Origin of the sequence: Photobacterium sanguinicancri (assembly GCF_002265265.1) — a bacterium.
GTDB lineage: Bacteria > Pseudomonadota > Gammaproteobacteria > Enterobacterales > Vibrionaceae > Photobacterium > Photobacterium sanguinicancri.
Genome location: NZ_NOIF01000038.1, coordinates 1 through 21,834, shown reverse-complemented (window position 1 = coordinate 21,834; position 21,834 = coordinate 1). Strand labels below are relative to the sequence as shown.

The 21,834-nt window shown below is 45.5% G+C and carries 36 protein-coding genes; 4 read left to right on the top strand and 32 right to left on the bottom strand.

Annotated elements, in window-relative coordinates:
- The 4 genes from ASV53_RS08400 to ASV53_RS08385 are packed head-to-tail and all read left to right on the top strand — an operon-like array spanning position 1 to position 5,616.
- A complete protein-coding gene (locus ASV53_RS08400; protein ID WP_094956764.1) occupies positions 1 to 780 on the top strand; it encodes an OmpA family protein in 780 nt (259 codons plus the stop codon).
- The gene (locus ASV53_RS08395) at positions 777 to 3,455 is read left to right on the top strand and encodes an SLBB domain-containing protein (protein WP_094956763.1); all 2,679 of its coding nucleotides are present in this window, start codon (positions 777 to 779) and stop codon (positions 3,453 to 3,455) included. Before ASV53_RS08400 ends, ASV53_RS08395 begins: the two co-directional genes overlap by 4 nt.
- Complete coding sequence (locus ASV53_RS08390; protein WP_094956762.1) at positions 3,452 to 4,147, top strand: P-loop NTPase family protein; 696 nt, start codon at positions 3,452 to 3,454, stop codon at positions 4,145 to 4,147. Before ASV53_RS08395 ends, ASV53_RS08390 begins: the two co-directional genes overlap by 4 nt.
- A complete protein-coding gene (locus ASV53_RS08385; protein ID WP_094956761.1) occupies positions 4,147 to 5,616 on the top strand; it encodes a response regulator in 1,470 nt (489 codons plus the stop codon). Before ASV53_RS08390 ends, ASV53_RS08385 begins: the two co-directional genes overlap by 1 nt.
- A 13-nt stretch (positions 5,617 to 5,629) precedes the next feature.
- Here ASV53_RS08385 and ASV53_RS08380 read toward each other — a convergent pair whose 3' ends face one another.
- From ASV53_RS08380 to ASV53_RS08220, 32 genes are all read right to left on the bottom strand, one after another.
- A complete protein-coding gene (locus ASV53_RS08380; protein WP_094956760.1) occupies positions 5,630 to 6,652 on the bottom strand; it encodes a glycosyltransferase family 4 protein in 1,023 nt (340 codons plus the stop codon).
- 86 nt (positions 6,653 to 6,738) lie between these two features.
- The gene (gene rplQ / locus ASV53_RS08375) at positions 6,739 to 7,122 is read right to left on the bottom strand and encodes a 50S ribosomal protein L17 (protein WP_094956759.1); all 384 of its coding nucleotides are present in this window, start codon (positions 7,120 to 7,122) and stop codon (positions 6,739 to 6,741) included.
- Between the two features lie 33 nt (positions 7,123 to 7,155).
- Positions 7,156 to 8,145, bottom strand: coding sequence for a DNA-directed RNA polymerase subunit alpha (locus ASV53_RS08370; protein WP_062690062.1), 990 nt, complete (start codon positions 8,143 to 8,145; stop codon positions 7,156 to 7,158).
- 23 nt (positions 8,146 to 8,168) lie between these two features.
- Positions 8,169 to 8,789 carry a 30S ribosomal protein S4 gene (rpsD, locus tag ASV53_RS08365; RefSeq protein WP_062690064.1) on the bottom strand — a complete coding sequence of 207 codons (621 nt, stop codon included), beginning with the start codon at positions 8,787 to 8,789 and terminating at the stop codon, positions 8,169 to 8,171.
- 32 nt (positions 8,790 to 8,821) lie between these two features.
- Positions 8,822 to 9,211 carry a 30S ribosomal protein S11 gene (gene rpsK, locus ASV53_RS08360; RefSeq protein WP_005370963.1) on the bottom strand — a complete coding sequence of 130 codons (390 nt, stop codon included), beginning with the start codon at positions 9,209 to 9,211 and terminating at the stop codon, positions 8,822 to 8,824.
- A gap of 19 nt (positions 9,212 to 9,230) precedes the next feature.
- Positions 9,231 to 9,587, bottom strand: coding sequence for a 30S ribosomal protein S13 (gene rpsM, locus ASV53_RS08355; protein WP_094956758.1), 357 nt, complete (start codon positions 9,585 to 9,587; stop codon positions 9,231 to 9,233).
- Positions 9,588 to 9,731: 144 nt separating this feature from the next.
- Positions 9,732 to 9,845 (bottom strand): 50S ribosomal protein L36, encoded by a 114-nt coding sequence (rpmJ, locus tag ASV53_RS08350; protein WP_000868186.1) that lies wholly within the window; start codon positions 9,843 to 9,845, stop codon positions 9,732 to 9,734.
- 30 nt (positions 9,846 to 9,875) lie between these two features.
- Positions 9,876 to 11,201: a preprotein translocase subunit SecY gene (gene secY / locus ASV53_RS08345; RefSeq protein ID WP_062690068.1), complete on the bottom strand. Its 1,326-nt coding sequence runs from the start codon at positions 11,199 to 11,201 to the stop codon at positions 9,876 to 9,878.
- A gap of 22 nt (positions 11,202 to 11,223) precedes the next feature.
- The gene (gene rplO / locus ASV53_RS08340) at positions 11,224 to 11,658 is read right to left on the bottom strand and encodes a 50S ribosomal protein L15 (RefSeq protein WP_094956757.1); all 435 of its coding nucleotides are present in this window, start codon (positions 11,656 to 11,658) and stop codon (positions 11,224 to 11,226) included.
- A 5-nt stretch (positions 11,659 to 11,663) separates the two neighbouring features.
- Positions 11,664 to 11,843, bottom strand: a complete 180-nt coding sequence (gene rpmD / locus ASV53_RS08335) for a 50S ribosomal protein L30 (protein WP_048900858.1) — start codon at positions 11,841 to 11,843, stop codon at positions 11,664 to 11,666.
- A gap of 5 nt (positions 11,844 to 11,848) precedes the next feature.
- Positions 11,849 to 12,346 (bottom strand): 30S ribosomal protein S5, encoded by a 498-nt coding sequence (rpsE, locus tag ASV53_RS08330; RefSeq protein ID WP_062690072.1) that lies wholly within the window; start codon positions 12,344 to 12,346, stop codon positions 11,849 to 11,851.
- 12 nt (positions 12,347 to 12,358) lie between these two features.
- Complete coding sequence (gene rplR / locus ASV53_RS08325) at positions 12,359 to 12,712, bottom strand: 50S ribosomal protein L18 (RefSeq protein WP_048900856.1); 354 nt, start codon at positions 12,710 to 12,712, stop codon at positions 12,359 to 12,361.
- A 9-nt stretch (positions 12,713 to 12,721) separates the two neighbouring features.
- Complete coding sequence (rplF, locus tag ASV53_RS08320; protein WP_062690074.1) at positions 12,722 to 13,255, bottom strand: 50S ribosomal protein L6; 534 nt, start codon at positions 13,253 to 13,255, stop codon at positions 12,722 to 12,724.
- A 12-nt stretch (positions 13,256 to 13,267) separates the two neighbouring features.
- Positions 13,268 to 13,660 carry a 30S ribosomal protein S8 gene (gene rpsH, locus ASV53_RS08315; protein ID WP_062690075.1) on the bottom strand — a complete coding sequence of 131 codons (393 nt, stop codon included), beginning with the start codon at positions 13,658 to 13,660 and terminating at the stop codon, positions 13,268 to 13,270.
- 36 nt (positions 13,661 to 13,696) lie between these two features.
- A complete protein-coding gene (rpsN, locus tag ASV53_RS08310) occupies positions 13,697 to 14,002 on the bottom strand; it encodes a 30S ribosomal protein S14 (protein WP_062690077.1) in 306 nt (101 codons plus the stop codon).
- 15 nt (positions 14,003 to 14,017) lie between these two features.
- Entirely contained in the window at positions 14,018 to 14,557 is a 540-nt protein-coding gene (rplE, locus tag ASV53_RS08305; RefSeq protein WP_062690079.1) for a 50S ribosomal protein L5, read from the bottom strand.
- Between the two features lie 15 nt (positions 14,558 to 14,572).
- Complete coding sequence (gene rplX, locus ASV53_RS08300; RefSeq protein ID WP_062690081.1) at positions 14,573 to 14,884, bottom strand: 50S ribosomal protein L24; 312 nt, start codon at positions 14,882 to 14,884, stop codon at positions 14,573 to 14,575.
- A 12-nt stretch (positions 14,885 to 14,896) separates the two neighbouring features.
- Positions 14,897 to 15,268, bottom strand: coding sequence for a 50S ribosomal protein L14 (gene rplN, locus ASV53_RS08295; protein ID WP_062690083.1), 372 nt, complete (start codon positions 15,266 to 15,268; stop codon positions 14,897 to 14,899).
- 163 nt (positions 15,269 to 15,431) lie between these two features.
- Complete coding sequence (gene rpsQ / locus ASV53_RS08290; RefSeq protein WP_062690085.1) at positions 15,432 to 15,683, bottom strand: 30S ribosomal protein S17; 252 nt, start codon at positions 15,681 to 15,683, stop codon at positions 15,432 to 15,434.
- On the bottom strand, positions 15,683 to 15,874 hold the full coding sequence (gene rpmC / locus ASV53_RS08285) for a 50S ribosomal protein L29 (RefSeq protein ID WP_048900848.1): 192 nt from the start codon (positions 15,872 to 15,874) through the stop codon (positions 15,683 to 15,685). The genes rpsQ and rpmC overlap by 1 nt, the downstream gene beginning before the upstream one ends.
- On the bottom strand, positions 15,874 to 16,284 hold the full coding sequence (gene rplP, locus ASV53_RS08280) for a 50S ribosomal protein L16 (RefSeq protein WP_062690087.1): 411 nt from the start codon (positions 16,282 to 16,284) through the stop codon (positions 15,874 to 15,876). Before rplP ends, rpmC begins: the two co-directional genes overlap by 1 nt.
- Positions 16,285 to 16,295: 11 nt before the next feature.
- A complete protein-coding gene (gene rpsC, locus ASV53_RS08275) occupies positions 16,296 to 16,985 on the bottom strand; it encodes a 30S ribosomal protein S3 (protein WP_062690089.1) in 690 nt (229 codons plus the stop codon).
- 19 nt (positions 16,986 to 17,004) lie between these two features.
- On the bottom strand, positions 17,005 to 17,337 hold the full coding sequence (gene rplV / locus ASV53_RS08270) for a 50S ribosomal protein L22 (protein ID WP_094956756.1): 333 nt from the start codon (positions 17,335 to 17,337) through the stop codon (positions 17,005 to 17,007).
- A gap of 10 nt (positions 17,338 to 17,347) precedes the next feature.
- A complete protein-coding gene (gene rpsS / locus ASV53_RS08265) occupies positions 17,348 to 17,626 on the bottom strand; it encodes a 30S ribosomal protein S19 (protein ID WP_005302795.1) in 279 nt (92 codons plus the stop codon).
- An 18-nt stretch (positions 17,627 to 17,644) separates the two neighbouring features.
- Entirely contained in the window at positions 17,645 to 18,469 is an 825-nt protein-coding gene (rplB, locus tag ASV53_RS08260) for a 50S ribosomal protein L2 (protein WP_094956755.1), read from the bottom strand.
- Between the two features lie 18 nt (positions 18,470 to 18,487).
- Positions 18,488 to 18,790 carry a 50S ribosomal protein L23 gene (gene rplW / locus ASV53_RS08255; protein WP_062690092.1) on the bottom strand — a complete coding sequence of 101 codons (303 nt, stop codon included), beginning with the start codon at positions 18,788 to 18,790 and terminating at the stop codon, positions 18,488 to 18,490.
- On the bottom strand, positions 18,787 to 19,389 hold the full coding sequence (gene rplD, locus ASV53_RS08250) for a 50S ribosomal protein L4 (protein WP_048900842.1): 603 nt from the start codon (positions 19,387 to 19,389) through the stop codon (positions 18,787 to 18,789). Before rplD ends, rplW begins: the two co-directional genes overlap by 4 nt.
- A gap of 16 nt (positions 19,390 to 19,405) precedes the next feature.
- Positions 19,406 to 20,035, bottom strand: coding sequence for a 50S ribosomal protein L3 (rplC, locus tag ASV53_RS08245; protein WP_048900841.1), 630 nt, complete (start codon positions 20,033 to 20,035; stop codon positions 19,406 to 19,408).
- 14 nt (positions 20,036 to 20,049) lie between these two features.
- A complete protein-coding gene (gene rpsJ, locus ASV53_RS08240; protein ID WP_002541412.1) occupies positions 20,050 to 20,361 on the bottom strand; it encodes a 30S ribosomal protein S10 in 312 nt (103 codons plus the stop codon).
- A 421-nt stretch (positions 20,362 to 20,782) separates the two neighbouring features.
- Positions 20,783 to 21,259, bottom strand: coding sequence for a bacterioferritin (gene bfr / locus ASV53_RS08230; RefSeq protein WP_062690096.1), 477 nt, complete (start codon positions 21,257 to 21,259; stop codon positions 20,783 to 20,785).
- A gap of 83 nt (positions 21,260 to 21,342) precedes the next feature.
- Positions 21,343 to 21,531, bottom strand: a complete 189-nt coding sequence (locus ASV53_RS08225; protein ID WP_094956753.1) for a (2Fe-2S)-binding protein — start codon at positions 21,529 to 21,531, stop codon at positions 21,343 to 21,345.
- Between the two features lie 221 nt (positions 21,532 to 21,752).
- The coding region (locus tag ASV53_RS08220; RefSeq protein WP_094956752.1) for an EF-Tu C-terminal domain-related protein at positions 21,753 to 21,834 on the bottom strand (82 nt) is incomplete at its 5' end.

Here is a 21,834-nt window from a genome sequence, read left to right as displayed (position 1 = left end):
ATGGTCAGACTATCTTTTTTTATGACTGCGCTCATGCTCAATGGATGCTCTAGTTGGCCCGCGGCTGGAGATAATCCCTATTCCCCCCCGAAAACCGAGCAATGGCTTGAACTAGAGCATCATGATTTTGAATTACAGATCCTGGCAACCCGTGGAGCAAAATCTTGTCTTCCCGGCCAATATCAAACATTAGAGAATCTCTATAGCAAAGCACGCCAAGAAGCAAAAGCGGGCTTTGATGACGATGCAGATATCACCCTGCTGCAATATCAAACGCAATTTGCCAAAATCCAACAGCAAATGGACTGGTTGGAATACCACACCTTATGTTTGAACCCACATTACTCCGAAGTGGAATTGCGCGATAAATTCTTAGTCTTAATGAAAATAGACAATCAGTTTGCCTTTAACCGCACTCAGTTACTGCCAGACTATCAGCAAGCCCTGCGCCGCGCCGCCTCAATACTCAAACGTCAGAACCATTGGCACCTTCAGCTCACTGGATTCACCGACACTCTCGGCACTGAATCTTATAACGACGACCTCGGTATGCGCCGCGCTGATACCGTCAAACGCTTCTTAATTGAGCTAGGGGTTGAACCTAAGCAAATTGCCATCTTTAGTGCAGGAGAAAAATCTTCAGTTGAAGATCCAACATCAAGAACTGAACGTTTGAGTAACCGAAAAGTGGAAGCCGTGGTTCTAGTCGAGCATCACACCCGTTCGCAGCACCGTGTTTACTCGCTGCAAGATTGGCATGCAGTGAAGGAGTCATTATGAGATTCCTGCTGTTGATCGTATTACTCATCCTCCCAGTTATGAGCGTGCAAGCCACGACCTTGACTGCTGGGGATCGCGTATACCTTCAGCTACCAGGCGAAAGTGATTTTGAGGATCCTTTTACTATCGACGATCAAGGGCAACTTTTACTTCCTGAAGTGGGGCTCGTCGCCGTCGCAGGGTTAACGGTTCCACAAGCAGAGCAAAAAATCAGACTGCTCCTCCAGGTGATCTACCGAAATCTAGATGAATTCGAGCTGCGGATTATGGAGCACCTATTGCGGGTAAAAGTTCTCGGCTATGTTGAAAAGCCAGGAATGGTCTCATTAAAACCAGACAGTAATGTTCAAATGGCACTCGCCGCAGCGGGCGGTGCGAGACCCGGCGCACAGCTAGATCAGTTCAAGTTAATCCGTGGCGATAAGTCAATTGTGTTTGACTACAAAGCCTATCTTGATGGTAAACAAGCACAACCTCTGCCCGCTTTAAAAGGGGGGGATACGATTTTCGTACCTACCTCGCCATTACTTGGCAACATAGAGGTGAATTTTGATGCCGCCTCTTTACGCGAGGGAGGCGATGCCGATGAGGCGCAAGGACTCACCATTTTTGGTGAACTCCGCAATCCTGGCACATTCAGCTATAAGCCCGACATGACAGTGGTTGATGCCATTATGCGAGCCGATGGGGTCACACGCTATGCAGATGTAACCAAGATCCGAGTGATCACCGATAATGTTCCCTATCAATTCGATCTTAAAGCCTATTTAGACAGTGGCGATACCACTAACCTCCCTCCAATCAAGCCTGGTACCACCATTTTTGCGCCAATAGAAGTTGAAGATATTAATACCACCTCTCGTACCGTCTATGTCATGGGGGAAGTACAAGCTCCCGGCGCCTATGAAAGCAGTGCTGGTACAGGGTTTATCGATGTACTCGCCAACGCAGGTGGCCCAACCCGATTTGCTGATACCACCCAAATAAAATTATTGAGCAATACCAAACCCGCTATTGCGATTAACTTGGTGAAATACACCCAAGCACCCGATCAATACACCCTGCCGACAATGATGCCAGGCGATGTCATTTTCATTCCCGAGAAAATTGATTTTAATGAAAAATCATGGCTTAAAGTGACCAATGATCGTGCTATCAAGATCATCGGAGCCGTCAACAATCCTGGGCGTTTTGAGTGGAATGACACCATGAGCTTCATGGATTTACTCGCACATGCAGGCGGACCAAAACAACAAACGAACCTCTCGAATATTCGTATTGTGCGCGAAAGTGCTGCCGCCGATGAAGCGAGAATAATCACCTTCAACTTTGAAGATTTCACCAAAAAAAACAAACCAAACAGCCAACTTCCTCTGCTTCAAGCGGGTGATACCATTATCTTCGATGAGCTCCCACACGACCCTAGCGATAATAAAGCCAGCTGGTTACGTCAATCAGCACAAGACTCTATCTATATATTTGGCCAGGTCGGTGCTCCTGGTCGATATGCATTCAACAACGATCAAGGATTTCTCGATATTCTCTCTGCTGCCGATGGCCCAACAGGTGAAGCCGATATTCAAGAAGTACTGATCACTCACCGTGACGGAAAAACCACCAAAGTCAGTCGCTTTAACTTGGCACGTTACTTTAAAACAGGTAATGAAGCCCTGCTCCCCAAAGTGGTGGCTGGCGATGTGATTTTCTTACCGCAAATTGATGCTGTTGCCGATACAGACGCAGTCAAAGTCATCGGTGCGGTTAAAGCACCTGGCAGATTTAATTGGAATGCAAGTATGACATTCCTTGATGTACTCGCAATGGCTGGCGGCCCAACTAAAGAAGCCAATATCACCAACATTCGTATCATTAAAGAACATCATCAAGCACAAGAGAATGTCCTTTATTTCGATCTCGATAACTTCATTACCGAAGGGGGAAGTTTTGCGGGGCTTCCTCGGCTAGCGACTGGCGATACAATCGTAATTGACGAATTACCCCATGATCCGACCGACAACAAATCTAGTTGGATCCGCCAATCTGCAGATGACTCTATTTACGTCTTTGGCCAAGTCGGCGCACCTGGACGCTACGCCTTCAATCGCGAATTAGGCTTTCTCGATATTCTCTCAGCGGCTGATGGCCCTAACGGCGAGGCCGATCTTCGTCAGATCCGCATCAGTCACCGTAGCGGCAACACCAGTAAAGTCACCAAACTGAATCTTTCGCTGTATTTTGAAACAGGCGATGAGACATTACTGCCCCGCGTGGTACCAGGCGATGTTATCTATGTCCCTAAAGAACAAGGTAACTGGCTAGATAAACCCGCTGAACGGGTGGTTCGCCTGATGGGTTCAGTCAATAAGCCCGGTCGCTATGCCTTTAATAATCAAATGAATATCTTAGATCTATTAGCCGAAGCGGGCGGTCCCAAAGATACCGCGTATATCGAACGCATCATGATAGTGAATACCTCTTGCTGTGGCGATCAAGCACAGACCTTCGATTTACGGGGATACGTCAAAAATCCAGGCCAATCCCCCTTGCCATTGTTGCGGCCTGGCGACACAGTTTATGTACCTAGTGAAGATGACTCGACCGCTTCACAACTTCGTCAAACACTCCGCGATGCACTCGGCATCGTCACTTTGGTCGTATTAGGAGCTGCATTATGAAGCCGTGGCTAAGTCAGGAATTTGACCAACTCTTTCAACAAATCCATCAACGTCAATGCCGTATTATTACCTTTGCTGGTGCCAGTTCAGGCTGTGGCACCTCAACGCAAGCCTATTGGCTGGCACAACGTTTATCCGCCGATCAGCCGAAGACATTGCTGATCGACCTCGATCTTGCTGGATCAGGTCAAGGTTACCCCAAAGCCGATTGGTCGTGTCAGGCTGCAGACTTTTCCAAACACATCAGAGTGTTAAGTAAGGAGCTCGATTTATTACCGCAGCCTCAATCACAACAAACAATTTTAGAGCTGCGCCAACCACAAATACTCGCCGCAGCGGTTAAGCAATGGCTTGATGACTATCAGTACATCATCTGTGATGTAGGCAATATCAATACAGCCAATTGGCGAAATCTTGCTATTGCCTCTATCAGTCATGCAAGTAATGGCACTATCTTGTGTATTGCTGCAGGTAAAACAACCGAAAGCGAAGTGCTCGCAAGTGTCCAGCGCCTTGAACAAGGGAATGTAGATTTAATCGGGACCTTAATTAACGATCAAATTAATCCAACATTAGCAGAAGAGATACGACGGGTTATGGAAAACAAAGCGAAGTGGTTGCCCAAAATAATGAAACAGCAAATCAGAAACTACTTACAAACCAATCCATTATTACAAGGTAAGTATCAGTAATGGATCAAGTATTGCTGCAACGCCGCTTTCAACTTAACTACTCGACGCTGAGTCATATTCGTAGTCTTTTCACTGATAAAGCAGCAGCGCTAGACATTAACCCTACTCGTTTACAGCAATTACAACTCGTATGTAGTGAATATAGTACTAATTTACTGAAACATCCTCCACAGCCACCCAGCACCATCACAATTCGCTACGGAAGAAACAAGCAAGGAGACTGCCTAGAAATTCATGATAATGGTTCTCCATGGGAGGAGCTGAACGCAATGATCAACGCTGCTGATCTCCCCAATATGTTGAGCGAGTCAGGTATGGGGCTTGCTATTATCAAAGCTACCTTTGCTAATTTTGATTACCGAACATCAAACGATACCAATATAATTACGTTTTACCTGTCTAATCAAAAGCAAAAACAGCATCTATTAATTGTTGATGACAGCCAAAGCCAGTTGAAGCTTTTAGCGCACTTCCTTGAAGATAATTATCAGCTCACTATTTTTAGCCAAGCAACAGAAGCAATTGAATGGCTGACTCATAATCATTGTGACCTTGTATTAACTGATTTTCACATGCCTATCATGAGTGGGATCACCTTCCGTGATCACGTCAAACAGCAACGAAGACATGCAATATTACCCTTTGTTTTTATCTCTGGTGACAGCCTAGCTGATAGCATAGAACTGGCAGGGCAATCAGCCATTGATGACTACTTACTGAAACCAATCAATAAACCTCATTTACTAGGCGTTATCCAGCGTGTACTAGAAAGGCATCTTCACCTTACCACTCAATACCAATTACAATTCGAGCAACAACTGGCTTTATGTCTTCCGCTACCTATACGTCAAACAGAAGTAACCCACTGGCACATCGAAATCAGCCAACAAGCAGAAAGCAGTGGAGACTTTGTAATGCAACATAGCCTGGCTGACGGCACGACGTTAGTCATCTTAGGTGATCACATGGGACACGGCGCTATAGCGAAAGCCAATGGCGCAGTATGGTTAGGTTATATTAGTGGGCTGTTGGAAAATGATGACATTAGTCCGGCCCAGCTTTACCAGCACCTCAATACCAGGCTGTATCTAAGCCAATCGCAGCATCTACTGTGCTTAATGCTGATCCATTTGCAAAAAGATGGCCAAGTTGCGTGTTTCAACGCGGGTATGCCAGCACCTTTGTATTGTTCACAAAAGCAAAGCGATGAGATTCAACAAACCTCTGGATTGCTAGGGCTATTTGATGAAATAGATGATGAGCCATGGCTAAACACATTGAGTTCAGGTGCCAGCATCCATTGCTATAGTGATGGTCTAGCGGAATCGGAGTGGAATAAGAAAGCTCTTAGGCTATTAACAGATCTTACCCCCGAACAACGCCACCAAGAATTGTGGCAATACAACGCCCCCATGACTGCCGATGATAAAACGTTAGTTAGCATTAGCTACTGCCATAGCCACCACTAAACCTGATAGTGAATTACTCTGTTAGTTGATAAATAGCTTTCAATTGCGGCCATCGAGCTTCACAGCTATAAGTATCCTTAATATGTTGCTGTTGCTTAATGGCAACATCCAAGGCCAAAGCTTTGTCGTTATCAAAAGTCTTGACCGTGTCAGCCAAGGTCTTCCATTTTGATTGTTCAACAATACAGTTGTTTGGTAATAAACGAGCAAGATCCCCAACATCGGTCGCGATAGTAATCACTCCATGCGACATGGCTTCTAATGCGGCCATAGGTAAGCCTTCTGCACGTGAAGGCATCAGTAAAATATCTAACGCATGCCAATGTTCAGCCATATCATCAACTCGACCATGCCAATGAATAGAGAATTTAGCGCTCAGGCTCTCAATACTCTGGAGCAATTCAACATCTTCGCCATCACCGAAAACATGGTAATCACATCCATCATTTTGAGCCGCTAGCCATAAAAACCGATCAATCCCTTTTACAGCGCACAACCGCCCAACAAACCCCACCTGCAAACGACGCGGCTTGCCAAACGGTAAGCACTCTACATTGTTGGAAACAGGCACAAAATTAGAAAGTAGCTCACACTGAGCTGGAATCGAAGATTGTATCGCTTGGCTAACAGCAAGATTATACGACATAAAGCTAGAGACACGATTACACCATTCATAGATCGCAACGCGGCCAAATGATGTTTCACCTGCATGAAATGTAGTGACGATAGTGGAAGTAGTAAAAAATCGAAGGGCGCGGATAAAAATAGACGCTTTGTAACCATGAGCATGCAGCACATCATTGCGGTTCAATTGCTTCGCAAAAGAGTATGCAGAATGACGTTTTTTTCCATAAGCATGCAAGAAATGAAAAGGGATAGCTGCTACATCTAATTGCTGATAGAGAGGGTGATCAACATAATGACGCATAAAAACAACGGTAACCGCTTGCTGCTTGCTTTTCAGTAAGCGAGCCAATTGTAGAACATGGCTTTCAATGCCGCCAAAACCTGAACTATCAAGTAGTAAATAAACCACATCAAACTCCTTATGCTATCAAGAAATTCAATGCAAAAAAAAAGCCGAGTCTAAGACTCGGCTCTTTTTAATTTAACGGCTAGTGCTTATTCAGCAGCAGCTTCTTCCTTTGCAGGACGATCTACAAGCTCAATGTAAGCCATTGGGGCTTTATCGCCAGTACGGAAACCGCATTTAAGAATGCGAGTGTAACCGCCTGGGCGTTGAGCGAAACGTGGACCTAATTCGTTAAATAGTTTCGCAACGATCTCGTTATCACGAGTACGAGCGAATGCAAGACGACGGTTAGCAACACTGTCTGTCTTAGCTAGGGTAATCAACGGCTCAATTACGCGACGTAGCTCTTTTGCCTTAGGCAAGGTAGTCTTGATAAGTTCGTGACGTACCAGAGAGCTAGCCATGTTGCTGAACATCGCTTTGCGATGACTGCTGTTGCGGTTGAGTTGACGACCACTCTTACGATGGCGCATGACCTAATCCTTCTAACTAGATATCAGTAACTATTAATCTTCAGCGATTGATGCTGGCGGCCAGTTTTCTAGGCGCATGCCTAGAGACAGACCACGAGATGCCAGCACGTCTTTAATTTCTGTTAAAGACTTCTTACCAAGGTTTGGCGTTTTAAGTAGCTCAACCTCAGTGCGCTGAACAAGATCACCGATGTAATGGATCGCTTCTGCTTTCAAACAGTTAGCAGAGCGAACAGTTAGTTCAAGATCGTCTACAGGACGCAGTAGGATCGGATCGAACTCTGGCTTTTCTTCTTTCTCTTCAGGAACTCGTACATCACGTAGATCTACGAATGCATCCAGTTGCTCAGCAAGAATAGTTGCTGCGCGACGGATAGCTTCCTCAGGATCAAGCGTACCGTTTGTCTCCATATCGATTACTAATTTGTCTAGGTCAGTACGTTGTTCAACGCGAGCTGCCTCTACAGAGTAAGCGATACGGTCAACTGGGCTGAAAGTTGAATCAACTAACAGACGACCAATTGGACGCTCATCTTCTTCAGTGTGAATACGAGCAGATGCTGGTACATAGCCACGACCACGCTCTACCTTGATGCGCATGCTGATATCAGCATTGTCATCAGTTAGGTGGCAGATTACGTGTTCTGAGTTCGCAATCTCAACATCACCGTCGTGGGTGATGTCACCTGCAACAACAGGGCCTGCACCAGATTTGTTCAGAGTAAGGATAACTTCGTCTTTACCCTCAACCTTAACGGCTAGACCTTTAAGGTTTAGAAGGATCTCAAGAACATCTTCCTGTACTCCCTCTTTGGTGCTGTACTCGTGTAACACACCGTCGATTTCAACTTCAGTTACGGCACAACCCGGCATAGAAGAAAGTAAAATACGACGAAGAGCGTTACCTAAAGTGTGGCCAAAACCACGCTCTAGTGGCTCTAGAGTTACTTTTGCATGCGTCGTGTTAACTTGTTCGATATCAACAAGACGTGGCTTAAGAAATTCTGTTACAGAACCCTGCATTGTGTCCTCTCTTAACTATAGCCTTACTTAGAGTAAAGCTCGACGATCAGGTGTTCATTGATGTCGGCAGACAAATCAGAACGCTCTGGAAGACGCTTGAACGTACCTTCCATTTTGCTGTTGTCTACTTCGACCCAAGTCGGTAGTTCACGCTGCGTAGCAACTTCTAGAGCTGCTTTGATGCGTGCTTGGTTCTTAGCTTTCTCACGAATGCTAACAACGTCGTTAGCCGCTACCTTGAAAGAAGGAACGTTTACGACTTGACCGTTAACTAGGATCGCTTTGTGGCTTACCAGTTGACGAGATTCAGCGCGAGTTGCACCAAAGCCCATACGGTAAACTACGTTATCTAGACGACCTTCAAGAAGTTGAAGCAGGTTTTCACCTGTGTTGCCCTTAATGCGAGCAGCTTCTTGGTAGTAGTTACGGAATTGTTTTTCTAGTACGCCATATGTACGACGAACTTTCTGCTTCTCACGAAGCTGAACGCCGTAATCAGATAGACGGCCACGACGAGCACCATGCTGGCCCGGCGCGTTATCAATCTTACACTTGGTATCAATCGCGCGAACACCAGACTTAAGGAATAAGTCAGTACCTTCGCGACGGCTAAGCTTCAGCTTAGGACCCAAATATCTTGCCATGTTCTTTCTCCAGTTTTCCTAAAAACGAAACGTTATACGCGACGTTTCTTAGGTGGACGACAACCGTTATGAGGGATCGGAGTCGCATCAACAATGTTAGTGATACGGAAACCCGCTGCGTTTAGAGCGCGGATTGTAGACTCACGACCAGGACCAGGGCCCTTAACCATAACTTCTAGGTTCTTAACGCCATATTCTTTGGCCATTTCACCACAACGCTCAGCAGCAACCTGTGCAGCGAACGGAGTAGATTTACGAGAACCACGGAAACCAGAACCACCTGCAGTTGCCCATGAAAGAGCATTACCTTGACGGTCAGTAATGGTTACGATTGTGTTGTTGAAAGAAGCATGAATATGCGCAACGCCATCAGCTACTTGCTTACGTACGCGCTTACGCGCGCGAGTTGGTTGTTTTGCCATTGTACTCTACCTTATCCGATTATTTTTTGATCGGCTTGCGCGGACCCTTACGGGTACGAGCGTTGGTTTTAGTACGCTGTCCACGTAGTGGTAGACTGCGACGATGACGAAGACCACGGTAACAGCCAAGGTCCATAAGACGCTTGATGTTCATGGAAACTTCACGACGTAGATCACCTTCTACAGTGTACTTAGCTACACCATCACGCAGTTGATCGATCTGCTCTTCATTCAGTTCACTGATCTTAACATCTTCAGCAATACCCACTTCAGCTAGAATAGCTTGAGAACGGGTTTTACCGATGCCGTAGATCGCTGTTAAAGCGATTACAGAATGTTTATGATCAGGAATGTTAATGCCTGCAATACGGGCCACTATTCACTCCTAGTACTTTTCAAGAATAACCGCTGCAAAGCCCGTGTAGGATACGCAGCGGGGGTACAATTCTTTTGCACACACAAAAGATGGTTGGCTAATTTAGCCAACCTATCTTCAATTTGCAAGAAATATTTCTGCTAATTAGCCTTGGCGTTGTTTATGCTTTGGCTCGCTGCAAATTACACGCACAACACCGTTGCGCTTGATAACTTTACAGTTACGGCAGATTTTCTTAACGGAAGCACGAACTTTCATTGCTAAACTCCGTAAATGGAATAACCAGTCTTAACGGCCTGAGCCTTTAAGATTAGCCTTTTTCAAAACAGACTCATATTGTTGAGACATCAAAAGTGTCTGAACTTGAGCCATGAAGTCCATGATTACTACAACTACGATTAGTAGCGACGTACCGCCAAAATAGAAGCGTACGTTCCATGCAATCATCATGAACTCGGGGATCAGACATATAAAGGTAATGTACATTGCACCCGCTAGGGTTAAACGTGTCATCACTTTATCGATATATTTCGCAGTCTGCTCACCCGGGCGAATACCAGGTACGAACGCACCAGACTTCTTCAAGTTATCAGCTGTCTCGCGAGGGTTAAACACCAACGCGGTATAGAAGAAACAGAAGAAAATAATCGCAGCAGCATAAAGCATTACATAAAGCGGTTGACCTGGGCTTAAAGCCAGTGAAATTTCACTTAGCCAACCTAGGCTTTCATTTTGACCAAACCACTGTGCAAGTGTGCCTGGAAACAAAATGATGCTTGATGCAAAAATCGCTGGAATAACACCTGCCATGTTGATTTTCAACGGCAAGTGAGTGCTCTGCGCAGCAAAGACACGACGGCCTTGTTGACGCTTGGCGTAGTTAACGACGATACGACGTTGACCACGTTCCATGAACACTACAAAGTAAATTACAGCGAAAGAAATAACTGCAATTAACAGTAGAAGAAGTACGTGCAATTCACCTTGACGTGCTTGCTCTACGGTCTGTCCAATAGCCGGTGGCAAACCAGCAACGATACCAGTGAAAATAATCAAAGATATACCGTTACCAATGCCGCGCTCTGTAACTTGCTCACCTAACCACATTAAGAACATGGTACCGGTAACCAAACTCACAACCGCAACAAAGTAGAAACCAAGCCCAGGGTTAACCACCAGGCCTGGAATCATACTTGGTAACCCCGTCGCAATACCAATTGCTTGGAAGGTTGCCAAAACAAGCGTGCCGTAACGAGTGTACTGGCTAATCTTACGACGACCAGACTCTCCTTCCTTTTTCAACTCGGCTAACGCCGGGTGAACAACCGTTAGCAATTGAACAATGATCGATGCCGATATATACGGCATGATGCCCAATGCTAAGATTGATGCACGCTCAAGTGCACCACCAGAGAACATGTTAAACAGTTCAATGATGGTACCCTTTTGCTGTTCGAACAGATCGGCAAGTACAGCAGCGTCAATACCAGGAATAGGCACAAAAGAGCCAGCTCGGAAAATTAAGATAGCTCCTATTACGAATAATAGGCGAGTCTTAAGCTCTGCTAGGCCACCTTGTGCGCTACGAAAATCTTGTCCTGGTTGTTTAGCCATCTGTACCTCATCCTCGAGTTAATTATTCCTCGATTTTACCGCCTGCAGCTTCGATTGCAGCTTTTGCGCCTTTAGTCACGCGAAGACCTTTAACAGTCACAGAGCGTGCGATCTCACCAGAAAGAACAACTTTAACAAAAAGGATGTTCTTAGTGATGATGTTCGCAGCTTTTAGGCTGTTTAGATCAACTACGTCACTTTCAACATTCGCTAGCTCAGCTAGGCGAACTTCAGCTGTTACCAAGCTCTTACGAGATGTAAAACCGAATTTTGGTAGACGCTGTTTCAAAGGCATTTGACCGCCTTCGAAGCCTGGACGCACAGAACCACCTGAACGTGATTTCTGACCTTTGTGACCGCGGCCACCAGTTTTGCCCAGACCTGAACCGATACCACGACCTACGCGCTTCGCAGAAGGCTTAGAACCCGCAGCCGGTGATAGAGTATTCAAACGCATTCTGATTACTCCTCAACTTTAACCATGTAGTAAACTTTAGCGATCATGCCGCGTACGCAAGCAGTATCTTCAAGTTCAACAGTGTGGTTGATACGACGAAGGCCTAAGCCACGCAAAGATGCTTTATGCTTCGGTAAACGACCGATAGAGCTCTTTGTCTGTGTTACTTTAATAGTCTTAGCCATGTCGATTACTCCAGAATTTCTTTGATAGAAAGACCACGCTTAGCAGCGATCATTTCTGGAGAGTTCATTCCACTTAGACCATCAATTGTTGCGCGAACAACGTTGATTGGGTTAGTAGAACCGTATGCTTTAGCTAGTACGTTACGGATACCCGCAACCTCTAGCACTGCACGCATTGCACCGCCAGCGATGATACCAGTACCTTCTGATGCAGGTTGCATGTACACTTTAGAACCAGTGTGGCGACCTTTAACAGCGTGGTGTAGAGTACCGTCGTTTAGCGCAACAGTAACCATGTTACGGCGTGCTTTTTCCATCGCTTTCTGGATTGCAGCAGGAACTTCACGTGCCTTGCCGTAACCAAAACCGATGCGACCGTTACCGTCACCAACTACTGTTAGTGCAGTAAAGCTGAAAATACGACCACCTTTAACCGTTTTTGAAACACGGTTAACAGCGATCAGCTTTTCAGCCAAATCTGATTGAGTTTTTTCGTTAGCCATCTTCCGCCTACCTTAGAATTTCAGACCAGCTTCACGAGCAGCTTCTGCTAGTGCAGCTACACGGCCGTGGTATTGGAAACCAGAGCGATCGAATGCAACGTTAGAGATGCCTTTTTCAATCGCGCGCTCAGCAATAGCTTTACCTACAGCTGTAGCAGCGTCCTTGTTACCGGTACTCTTAACTTGCTCGCGGATCGCTTTTTCTACGGTAGAAGCGGCAGCGATAACCTCGGAGCCATTAGGTGCGATAACCTGAGCGTACACGTGACGTGGAGTGCGGTGTACAACTAGGCGTGTAACGCCCAGTTCAGCAATCTTACGACGTGCACGGGTCGCACGACGGATACGAGATGCTTTCTTATCCATAGTGTTACCTTACTTCTTCTTAGCTTCTTTAGTACGCACATTTTCATCTGCGTAACGAACACCTTTACCTTTATAAGGTTCAGGGCTACGGTAAGCGCGAATATCTGCAGCTACTTGACCAACTAACTGCTTATCAGTACCGGTAAGTACGATTTCAGTTTGTGATGGACATTCAGCTTTGATACCTTCCGGCAATTCGTGCTCAACTGGGTGAGAGAAGCCAAGGGTTAGACCTACAGCGTTGCCTTTGATAGCAGCACGGTAACCTACACCTTTAAGAATCAGCTTCTTAGTGAAACCTTCGGTAACACCAACAACCATGTTGTTAACTAGTGCACGAGCAGTACCTGCTTGTGCCCAAGCTTTATCGATACCTTCACGAGGACCGAATGTAATGGTGTTCTCTTCCTGGGTTAAAACTACTGCTTGGTTGATAACACGAACTAGTTCGCCTTTACCGCCTTTCACAGTGATTTCCTGACCGTTAAGTTTAACTTCTACGCCAGCAGGAATTACTACAGGTGCTTTTGCAACACGAGACATGTCCTACTCCTATTAAGCTACGTAGCAGATAATCTCACCGCCAAGACCCGCTTTGCGTGCAGCGCGGTCGGTCATAAGACCCTTGGAAGTGGAAATAACAGCAACACCAAGGCCACCCATCACTGAAGGTAGAGCATCTTTTTTCTTGTAGATGCGCAGACCAGGACGTGATACACGTTGGATTTGCTCGATAACTGGGTTAGCTTCGAAGTACTTAAGTGTAACTTCTAGCTCAGGCTTAACTTCACCAGTAACAGTGTAGTCAGCCACGAAACCTTCTTCTTTTAGAAGTGCAGCAATTGCAACTTTCTGCTTAGAAGATGGCATTTTAACAGCAACTTTTTGCGCTGCCTGACCGTTACGAATGCGGGTCAGCATATCCGAAATCGGATCTTGCATGCTCATAAGTCAATACTCCGTGATTCTAAATTGGTAAGTAAATTACCAGCTTGCCTTACGTAGACCCGGAATCTCGCCTTTCATGCAAGTTTCGCGAACCTTGATACGGCATAGACCAAACTTACGTAGGTAGCCGTGCGGGCGTCCTGTCTGGTTACAGCGGTTACGCTGACGAGAAGGACTAGAATCACGTGGAAGTGACTGAAGCTTAAGAACTGCATTCCAGCGGTCGTCTTCAGACGTGTTCACGTCATTAATTAGTGCTTTTAGCGCAGCACGCTTCTCAGCGAACTTAGCTACTAGCTTAGCGCGTTTAGTTTCACGCGCCTTCATCGATTCTTTAGCCATTAGTAACCCTTACTTTTACTTACGGAATGGGAAGTTAAAAGCAGAAAGCAGAGCATGAGCTTCTTCATCAGATGCTGCTGTAGTCGTGATAGTAATATCAAGACCACGCACTCGATCTACTTTGTCGTAGTCGATTTCTGGGAAGATAATCTGCTCGCGAACGCCCATGCTGTAGTTACCACGACCATCGAATGATTTCGGGTTAAGACCACGGAAATCTCGAATACGAGGTACAGCAATTGAAATTAGACGCTCGAAAAAGTCCCACATACGCTCGCCACGTAAGGTTACTTTACAGCCAATCGGGTAGCCCTCACGGATCTTAAAGCCAGCAACAGACTTACGAGCTTTAGTGATTAGCGGCTTCTGACCTGCAATAGCAGTCATGTCAGCAGCAGCGTTCTCTAAAAGCTTCTTGTCGTTGATCGCTTCGCCCACACCCATGTTAAGTGTGATTTTTTCGATCCTTGGGACTTGCATGATGCTCTTGTAATCGAACTTTTCAGAAAGCTCTTTTACAATAGACTCTTTGTAGTAATCATGCAGTTTCGCCATAGTACTACTCCAAACTTACTTGATAGTTTCGCCAGTCGACTTAAAGAAACGAACTTTTTTGTCGTCTTCAAATCGGAAGCCTACACGGTCCGCATTACCTTGACCGTTAACGATAGCAACATTTGATACGTCAATCGCAGCTTCTTGCTCTACGATGCCGCCTTGAACACCCATTGCCGGTACAGGCTTCTGGTGTTTCTTAACCATGTTGATACCTTCAACGATAACTTTACCGGTTGCTAAAACCTTAGTTACCTTACCTTTCTTGCCTTTATCTTTACCAACAAGAACGATAATTTCGTCGTTACGACGGATTTTTGCTGCCATTTTGATCGCTCCTTACAGTACTTCAGGCGCTAGTGACACAATTTTCATGAATTTCGAGTTACGAAGTTCACGCGTCACAGGGCCAAAAATACGAGTACCGATTGGTTGCTCACTTGTGTCGTTCAACAGTACGCAAGCATTACGGTCAAAGCGAATGACAGAGCCGTCTGGACGACGAACGCCTTTACGGGTGCGTACAACCACCGCCTTCAGAACATCACCTTTCTTAACTTTACCGCGAGGAATTGCTTCCTTCACAGTAACTTTGATGATGTCACCGATATGTGCATAGCGACGGTGAGAACCACCCAGAACCTTAATACACATTACGCGACGAGCGCCGGAGTTATCGGCTGCTTCAAGCGTACTTTGCATTTGGATCATGTTAGTGCTCCGCTTATTTTAAAACATCTAAACCCTTTCGGATCGATATGCCTTTTCTTCAAAGGCGGCGAATGATAACACCATTTTCGACCGATGGGTAGACAAAAAATAAACGACCCCAAACTTTCTCAGGGCCGTTTGTTTAGTTAGTTGCTAAGTTCGCTTAACCGCGAGCTTTTTCAACTACACGTACCAGTGACCAAGACTTAGTCTTAGACATTGGACGACACTCACGAACTTCAACAGTATCGCCTAGGCCACACTCGTTGTTTTCGTCATGTGCGTGAAGTTTAGTCGTGCGCGTGATGTACTTACCGTAGATCGGGTGCTTCACTTTACGCTCGATTGCAACAACAATAGACTTATCGCCTTTGTCGCTAACAACACGACCAAGCTGAGTACGAATTTCGCTCATTATGCGCCAGCCTTTTCAGTCAGAACGGTTTTAACACGTGCGATATCGCGACGTACAGCTTTTAGAGTGTGAGTCTGCTGTAGTTGACCAGTCGCAGCTTGCATGCGCAAGTTAAACTGTTCACGTAGCAGGCCAACAAGCTCAGCATTAAGTTCTTCAACGCTTTTCGCGCGCAGATCTTGTGCGTTCATCACATCACCGCCTTAGTTACAAATGTTGTCTTGATTGGTAGCTTACGTGCAGCAAGTTTAAAAGCTTCACGAGCTAGATCTTCAGAAACACCATCCATTTCATATAGAACTTTACCTGGTTGAATTTGAGCAACCCAGTATTCTACGTTACCTTTACCTTTACCTTGACGAACTTCAAGAGGCTTAGATGTAATAGGTTTGTCTGGGAAAACACGAATCCAGATCTGGCCTTGACGTTTGATATGACGAGTCATAGCACGACGAGCAGCTTCAATTTGGCGAGCAGTCAAACGACCACGACCAACAGCTTTAAGACCAAATGTACCGAAGCTTACGTCAGTACCGTTCGCTAAACCGCGGTTACGACCTTTAAAAGTCTTGCGGAATTTAGTGCGTTTAGGTTGCAGCATCAATAAACTCCTTATTTACGGCTTTTGCGCTGCTTCTTAGGCTTGTCAGCCTTAGGCTCTTCAACTGGCATGCCGCCTAGAACTTCACCTTTGAAGATCCAAACTTTAACGCCAATTACACCGTATTGGGTGTGAGCCGAAGAAGTTGCGTAATCAATGTCAGCACGAAGAGTGTGTAGAGGCACACGGCCTTCACGGTACCACTCAGTACGTGCGATTTCAGCGCCGCCTAGACGACCACTTACTTCAACTTTGATACCCTTAGCGCCAAGACGCATAGCGTTTTGAACTGCACGCTTCATAGCGCGACGGAACATAACACGACGTTCTAGTTGAGACGCGATGCTGTCTGCAACTAATTGACCGTCTAGCTCTGGCTTACGTACTTCAGAGATATTGATCTGAGCTGGAACGCCCGCGATCTTAGCTACTGCAGCGCGTAGTTTTTCTACATCTTCGCCTTTCTTACCGATTACTACGCCTGGACGAGCAGTGTGAATAGTCACACGGATGCTCTTAGCAGGACGCTCGATAACGATGCGTGATAAAGATGCTTTTTTCAGTTCTTTTGTAAGAAACTGACGTACCTTGAAGTCGCCGTCTAGGTTGTCAGCGAACTCTTGGCTGTTAGCAAACCAAGTGGTATTCCAAGGCTTACAAATGCCTAGACGAATACCATTAGGATGTACTTTCTGACCCATTGCTTTCTCTCCTAGTCTCTTAGCGGTCTGCTACAACAACAGTGATGTGGCTAGAACGCTTCAAGATGCGATCGGCACGGCCTTTAGCACGAGGCATAATACGCTTCATGATAGGACCTTCATCAACGAAAATCTTAGCAACATTAAGATCATCAATGTCTGCGCCTTCGTTGTGTTCTGCGTTAGCGATAGCTGATTCTAGAACTTTCTTGATCAGTTCAGCAGCTTTCTTGTTGCTGAACTGAAGAATTTCTAGAGCTTGGTCAACTGGCTTACCGCGCAGTTGATCTGCAACCAAACGAGCTTTTTGCGGCGAAATGCGAGCAAAGCGATGTTTAGCGATAGCTTCCATTACTTACTCCTTAGCGCTTTTTAGCTTTCTTATCCGCAGCGTGACCGCGGTAAGTACGTGTTGGTGCAAATTCGCCTAGCTTGTGACCGATCATTTCTTCAGAAACGAAAACAGGAACGTGCTGACGACCATTATGGACAGCGATGGTCAAACCGATCATTTGTGGAATGATCATTGAGCGACGGGACCAAGTCTTTACAGGCTTCTTGTCACCGCTTTCCAACGCTTTCTCTACCTTCTTCAGCAAGTGTAGGTCAATAAATGGACCTTTCTTGAGAGAACGTGGCATGGCGTATCCTCTTTATAATTACTTGTTACGACGACGTACGATGTACTTGTCGGTACGTTTGTTCTTACGAGTTTTGAAACCCTTAGTTGGAACACCCCAAGGTGATACTGGGTGACGACCGCCTGATGTACGACCTTCACCACCACCGTGTGGGTGATCCACTGGGTTCATTACAACACCACGTACAGTTGGGCGAACACCGCGCCAGCGTGAAGCACCAGCTTTACCTAGCTCACGTAGCATGTGTTCTGCATTACCAACTTCACCTAGAGTCGCACGACCTTCAGCAAGAACTTTACGCATTTCACCAGAACGTAGACGTAGAGTCACATATGTGCCTGTACGTGCAATGATCTGAGCGTATGCACCAGCTGAACGAGCCAGCTGAGCACCTTTACCAGGCTTAAGTTCAACACAGTGAATTGTTGAACCTACTGGGATGTTGCGCATTGGTAACGTGTTACCAACTTTGATCGCAGCATCTACGCCAGACTGGATTGAATCACCAGCTTGGATGCCTTTTGGCGCGATGATGTAACGGCGTTCACCGTCAGCATAAAGTACTAGCGCGATGTTTGCGCTACGGTTTGGATCATATTCCAAACGCTCTACTTTAGCTGGGATACCATCTTTAGTACGTTTAAAGTCGATTAGACGGTAATGTTGTTTATTACCACCACCGATGTGACGTACTGTGATACGACCGTTATTGTTACGACCACCAGACTTAGAGTTTTTCTCTAGTAGTGGTGCGTACGGCTTACCCTTATGCAGGTCAGAGTTAACCACTTTAACTACGTGGCGACGACCCGGGGAAGTCGGCTTACATTTAACAATAGCCATTCTTCTTAGCTCCTAGTCTTACTCTGCACTACCAGCGAAGTCGATGTCTTGACCTTCTTTCAAGATAACGTACGCTTTCTTCACGTCTGAACGACGGCCTTGGCGCATACCTTGACGTTTGGTCTTACCCTTAGTGATAAGAGTATTAACAGACTTAACTTCAACTTCGAACAGTTTTTCAACTGCTGCTTTAATCTCTTTCTTCGTTGCTGTCATAGCTACTTTAAATACGATAGTGTTCGCATTTTCAGCTGCCATTGTAGCTTTTTCAGAGATGTGCGGAGCACGTAGAACTTTTAAAATACGCTCTTCAGTGATCATGCTAGCATCTCCTCAACTGCTTTAACTGCTGCTGCAGTCATCACAACTTTATCGAAAGCGATCAAGCTAACTGGGTCGATTGCCGCTGCGTCACGTACGTCTACTTTGTATAGGTTACGTGCTGCAAGGAATAGATTCTCATCTAATTCGCCAGTTACGATCAGTGCATCAGTTAGCTCAAGCTCATTAAGCTTAGCAACTAGTGCCTTTGTCTTTGGTGCTTCTAGAGAGAACTCATCAACAACGATTAAACGCTCTTGACGAACTAGCTCAGAAAGAATGCTCTTCATAGCACCACGGTACATTTTTTTGTTAACTTTTTGGCTGTGGTCCTGTGGACGTGCAGCAAAAGTTACACCACCCGAGCGCCAAATTGGGCTACGGATTGTACCAGCTCGAGCGCGACCTGTACCTTTCTGGCGCCATGGTTTAGCACCACCACCAGAAACGTCAGAACGAGTCTTCTGAGCGCGTGTACCTTGACGAGCACCTGCTGCAAAAGCAACAACTACTTGGTGTACAAGCGCTTCATTGAAGTCACGCCCAAAAGTAGTTTCGGAGACAGTTAGCGCGTCTGCGCCTTTGACTACCAATTCCATTACTAACTCCTCGACGTTACGCTTTAACAGCTGGTTTTACGATCACGTTACCGCCTGTAGCACCTGGTACTGCACCTTTAATAAGAAGCAGATTGCGCTCAGCGTCAACACGTACGATCTCTAGGTTTTGAGTCGTTACACGCTCAGCTCCCATGTGACCAGCCATTTTCTTGCCTTTAAATACGCGACCTGGAGTTTGACATTGGCCAATTGAACCCGGAGCACGGTGAGACAAGGAGTTACCATGGGTCATATCTTGAGTAGAGAAGTTCCAGCGCTTAATAGCACCTTGGAAACCTTTACCTTTAGAAGTACCAGTAACGTCTACTTTTTTAATTTCGTTGAACAGTTCTACGTTTAGCTCAGCGCCAACTGCAAACTCTTCACCACTATCTAGACGGAATTCCCAAAGACCGCGACCAGCTTCAACACCTGCTTTCGCAAAGTGACCTGCTTCTGGCTTATTAACACGGCTAGCTTTCTTAGTTCCAGCAGTTACTTGGATTGCGTTGTAACCGTCTGACTCAAGAGATTTAACTTGAGTTACACGGTTGTTTTCAACTTCAACCACTGTTACTGGAATAGAAACGCCTTCTTCGGTAAAGATGCGGGTCATGCCCACTTTACGACCGATTAGACCAATCATTCTCTTATCTCCCCTTAACCTAGGCTGATCTGAACATCAACGCCAGCAGCAAGGTCTAGACGCATAAGAGCATCAACAGTTTTATCTGTTGGCTCAACGATGTCGATAAGGCGCTTGTGAGTACGAATTTCGTACTGGTCACGTGCGTCCTTATTAACGTGAGGAGAAATAAGAACAGTGAAACGCTCTTTACGTGTAGGAAGAGGGATTGGACCCTTAACCTGCGCGCCAGTACGCTTAGCTGTTTCAACGATTTCCGCAGTTGACTGATCGATCAAACGGTGATCGAAAGCCTTAAGGCGGATACGAATACGTTGGTTCTGCATGAGACAGAGCTCCAAATAAAAATTACACAAACAATATCGCCACTCACGCTCGTCAAGACGAGGGAATGCCGATTGATTTATGTGAACGTAGCATCCCTATCGGATACATTGTCAGCCAATTTAATGACTGCGAACATAAGTCAGAGTATACATTTTCAAGCTGTAAACAGCTTCTTCCTCAATGCTTATTGGTTCACAACTGCGCCTACAAGATATGGTGACCTCTGGCAGTGCGATGCATTATACAGATCACATTTTAGAACGCAACCCTTGTGTGAAAATTAATCATAAGGAGGTTAAAGCCTCAAATATCATGCTTATTTTCTTTATCCCAAAAAGCAAAAAAGAGAGCAATGGCCCTCTTTTATATACGTCAAACAGTGATTTATTATGGTGCTAAAGAAACCACATTTATGACAGCTCAATCATCATCGACTATTTGCGCTTGATTATAATTGGCAATCCCCACCTTATCTATCAAGCCTAGTTGTGTTTCGAGCCAATCAACATGTTCTTCCTCGTCTTCAAGGATGTCTTGGAATAAATCCCGAGAGACATAATCCCTTACTCCTTCCGCGTATTCGATAGCATTACGTAAATCTGGAATTGCAGCCATCTCTAAAGCCAAGTCACACTCAATCATTTCTTGGGTATCTTCACCTATGTTCAATTTGCCCAAATCTTGTAAATTCGGAAGACCTTCAAGGAACAAGATCCGCTCTATTAGGTGATCGGCATGCTTCATCTCGTCGATAGATTCATGATATTCCTTATCGGCGAGGTGTTTCAGCCCCCAGTCCTTATACATCCTGGCATGAAGAAAATACTGATTAATGGCAACGAGCTCGTTACCGAGTATTTTATTGAGGTGTTGGATAATTTTCGGATCAGCTTTCATGCAGTAACGCTCCTCTGTCAGTTCATAAAAGAATAGAACCGAATCGAAGAGTGTCAAAAAAGCCCATGATGAAAAAGGCGTGATTAACTGGCTTTTTGGTACTTAGAGATAATCGTCTGTTCGATAATGACCTTAGCTTGCCGAATACATTTACCGCATTGTGAGCCTAGCGGTGTGATATCTCGAATGCCGCGAATATCAGTCAGATTATGTTCCACCGTTAACTTCATGATCTTCTTATCGGATATTGCATGGCATAAACACACGTACATGATCGACTCACTGATTACTTATTTAAAAGTAAATATAAACAAGAACGGTTTTCATTACCACTTACAGTGAGGTATTTATTAGATGATTTAGCTATCAATAAGGGATATGTGGGGAGGAAAAGTATAAGTATAAAATTTAAATAGTTAGCCAGTGAAACTGCAGGCATTAAAAAAGGGAGCCGAAGCTCCCTTTTTAGTACTTAGTTATGCACTAATTGCTATTAAGCAACGATAGTTGCAACAACACCAGCACCAACTGTACGGCCACCTTCACGGATAGCAAAACGTAGACCTTCATCCATC

What these genes read in the sequence shown, in the direction of transcription:
- ASV53_RS08400 (WP_094956764.1), top strand. Translation starts at nt 1, where the DNA reads ATGGTCAGACTATCTTTTTTTATGACTGCGCTCATGCTCAATGGATGC.
- rpsS (WP_005302795.1), bottom strand. Translation starts at nt 17,626, where the DNA reads ATGCCACGTTCTCTCAAGAAAGGTCCATTTATTGACCTACACTTGCTG.
- rpsC (WP_062690089.1), bottom strand. Translation starts at nt 16,985, where the DNA reads ATGGGTCAGAAAGTACATCCTAATGGTATTCGTCTAGGCATTTGTAAG.
- rpmD (WP_048900858.1), bottom strand. Translation starts at nt 11,843, where the DNA reads ATGGCTAAGACTATTAAAGTAACACAGACAAAGAGCTCTATCGGTCGT.
- ASV53_RS08385 (WP_094956761.1), top strand. Translation starts at nt 4,147, where the DNA reads ATGGATCAAGTATTGCTGCAACGCCGCTTTCAACTTAACTACTCGACG.
- rplO (WP_094956757.1), bottom strand. Translation starts at nt 11,658, where the DNA reads ATGCGTTTGAATACTCTATCACCGGCTGCGGGTTCTAAGCCTTCTGCG.
- rpsE (WP_062690072.1), bottom strand. Translation starts at nt 12,346, where the DNA reads ATGGCTAACGAAAAAACTCAATCAGATTTGGCTGAAAAGCTGATCGCT.
- bfr (WP_062690096.1), bottom strand. Translation starts at nt 21,259, where the DNA reads ATGAAAGCTGATCCGAAAATTATCCAACACCTCAATAAAATACTCGGT.
- rplW (WP_062690092.1), bottom strand. Translation starts at nt 18,790, where the DNA reads ATGATCACTGAAGAGCGTATTTTAAAAGTTCTACGTGCTCCGCACATC.
- rplD (WP_048900842.1), bottom strand. Translation starts at nt 19,389, where the DNA reads ATGGAATTGGTAGTCAAAGGCGCAGACGCGCTAACTGTCTCCGAAACT.
- rpsN (WP_062690077.1), bottom strand. Translation starts at nt 14,002, where the DNA reads ATGGCTAAAGAATCGATGAAGGCGCGTGAAACTAAACGCGCTAAGCTA.
- rplE (WP_062690079.1), bottom strand. Translation starts at nt 14,557, where the DNA reads ATGGCGAAACTGCATGATTACTACAAAGAGTCTATTGTAAAAGAGCTT.
- rpsK (WP_005370963.1), bottom strand. Translation starts at nt 9,211, where the DNA reads ATGGCAAAACAACCAACTCGCGCGCGTAAGCGCGTACGTAAGCAAGTA.
- secY (WP_062690068.1), bottom strand. Translation starts at nt 11,201, where the DNA reads ATGGCTAAACAACCAGGACAAGATTTTCGTAGCGCACAAGGTGGCCTA.
- rpsJ (WP_002541412.1), bottom strand. Translation starts at nt 20,361, where the DNA reads ATGCAGAACCAACGTATTCGTATCCGCCTTAAGGCTTTCGATCACCGT.
- ASV53_RS08390 (WP_094956762.1), top strand. Translation starts at nt 3,452, where the DNA reads ATGAAGCCGTGGCTAAGTCAGGAATTTGACCAACTCTTTCAACAAATC.
- rplB (WP_094956755.1), bottom strand. Translation starts at nt 18,469, where the DNA reads ATGGCTATTGTTAAATGTAAGCCGACTTCCCCGGGTCGTCGCCACGTA.
- rplV (WP_094956756.1), bottom strand. Translation starts at nt 17,337, where the DNA reads ATGGAAGCTATCGCTAAACATCGCTTTGCTCGCATTTCGCCGCAAAAA.
- rpsH (WP_062690075.1), bottom strand. Translation starts at nt 13,660, where the DNA reads ATGAGCATGCAAGATCCGATTTCGGATATGCTGACCCGCATTCGTAAC.
- rplF (WP_062690074.1), bottom strand. Translation starts at nt 13,255, where the DNA reads ATGTCTCGTGTTGCAAAAGCACCTGTAGTAATTCCTGCTGGCGTAGAA.
- ASV53_RS08395 (WP_094956763.1), top strand. Translation starts at nt 777, where the DNA reads ATGAGATTCCTGCTGTTGATCGTATTACTCATCCTCCCAGTTATGAGC.
- rplQ (WP_094956759.1), bottom strand. Translation starts at nt 7,122, where the DNA reads ATGCGCCATCGTAAGAGTGGTCGTCAACTCAACCGCAACAGCAGTCAT.
- rplC (WP_048900841.1), bottom strand. Translation starts at nt 20,035, where the DNA reads ATGATTGGTCTAATCGGTCGTAAAGTGGGCATGACCCGCATCTTTACC.
- rpmJ (WP_000868186.1), bottom strand. Translation starts at nt 9,845, where the DNA reads ATGAAAGTTCGTGCTTCCGTTAAGAAAATCTGCCGTAACTGTAAAGTT.
- rpmC (WP_048900848.1), bottom strand. Translation starts at nt 15,874, where the DNA reads ATGAACGCACAAGATCTGCGCGCGAAAAGCGTTGAAGAACTTAATGCT.
- ASV53_RS08225 (WP_094956753.1), bottom strand. Translation starts at nt 21,531, where the DNA reads ATGTACGTGTGTTTATGCCATGCAATATCCGATAAGAAGATCATGAAG.
- rplN (WP_062690083.1), bottom strand. Translation starts at nt 15,268, where the DNA reads ATGATCCAAATGCAAAGTACGCTTGAAGCAGCCGATAACTCCGGCGCT.
- rplP (WP_062690087.1), bottom strand. Translation starts at nt 16,284, where the DNA reads ATGCTGCAACCTAAACGCACTAAATTCCGCAAGACTTTTAAAGGTCGT.
- rplR (WP_048900856.1), bottom strand. Translation starts at nt 12,712, where the DNA reads ATGGATAAGAAAGCATCTCGTATCCGTCGTGCGACCCGTGCACGTCGT.
- rpsQ (WP_062690085.1), bottom strand. Translation starts at nt 15,683, where the DNA reads ATGAGCGAAATTCGTACTCAGCTTGGTCGTGTTGTTAGCGACAAAGGC.
- rplX (WP_062690081.1), bottom strand. Translation starts at nt 14,884, where the DNA reads ATGGCAGCAAAAATCCGTCGTAACGACGAAATTATCGTTCTTGTTGGT.
- rpsD (WP_062690064.1), bottom strand. Translation starts at nt 8,789, where the DNA reads ATGGCAAGATATTTGGGTCCTAAGCTGAAGCTTAGCCGTCGCGAAGGT.
- ASV53_RS08370 (WP_062690062.1), bottom strand. Translation starts at nt 8,145, where the DNA reads ATGCAGGGTTCTGTAACAGAATTTCTTAAGCCACGTCTTGTTGATATC.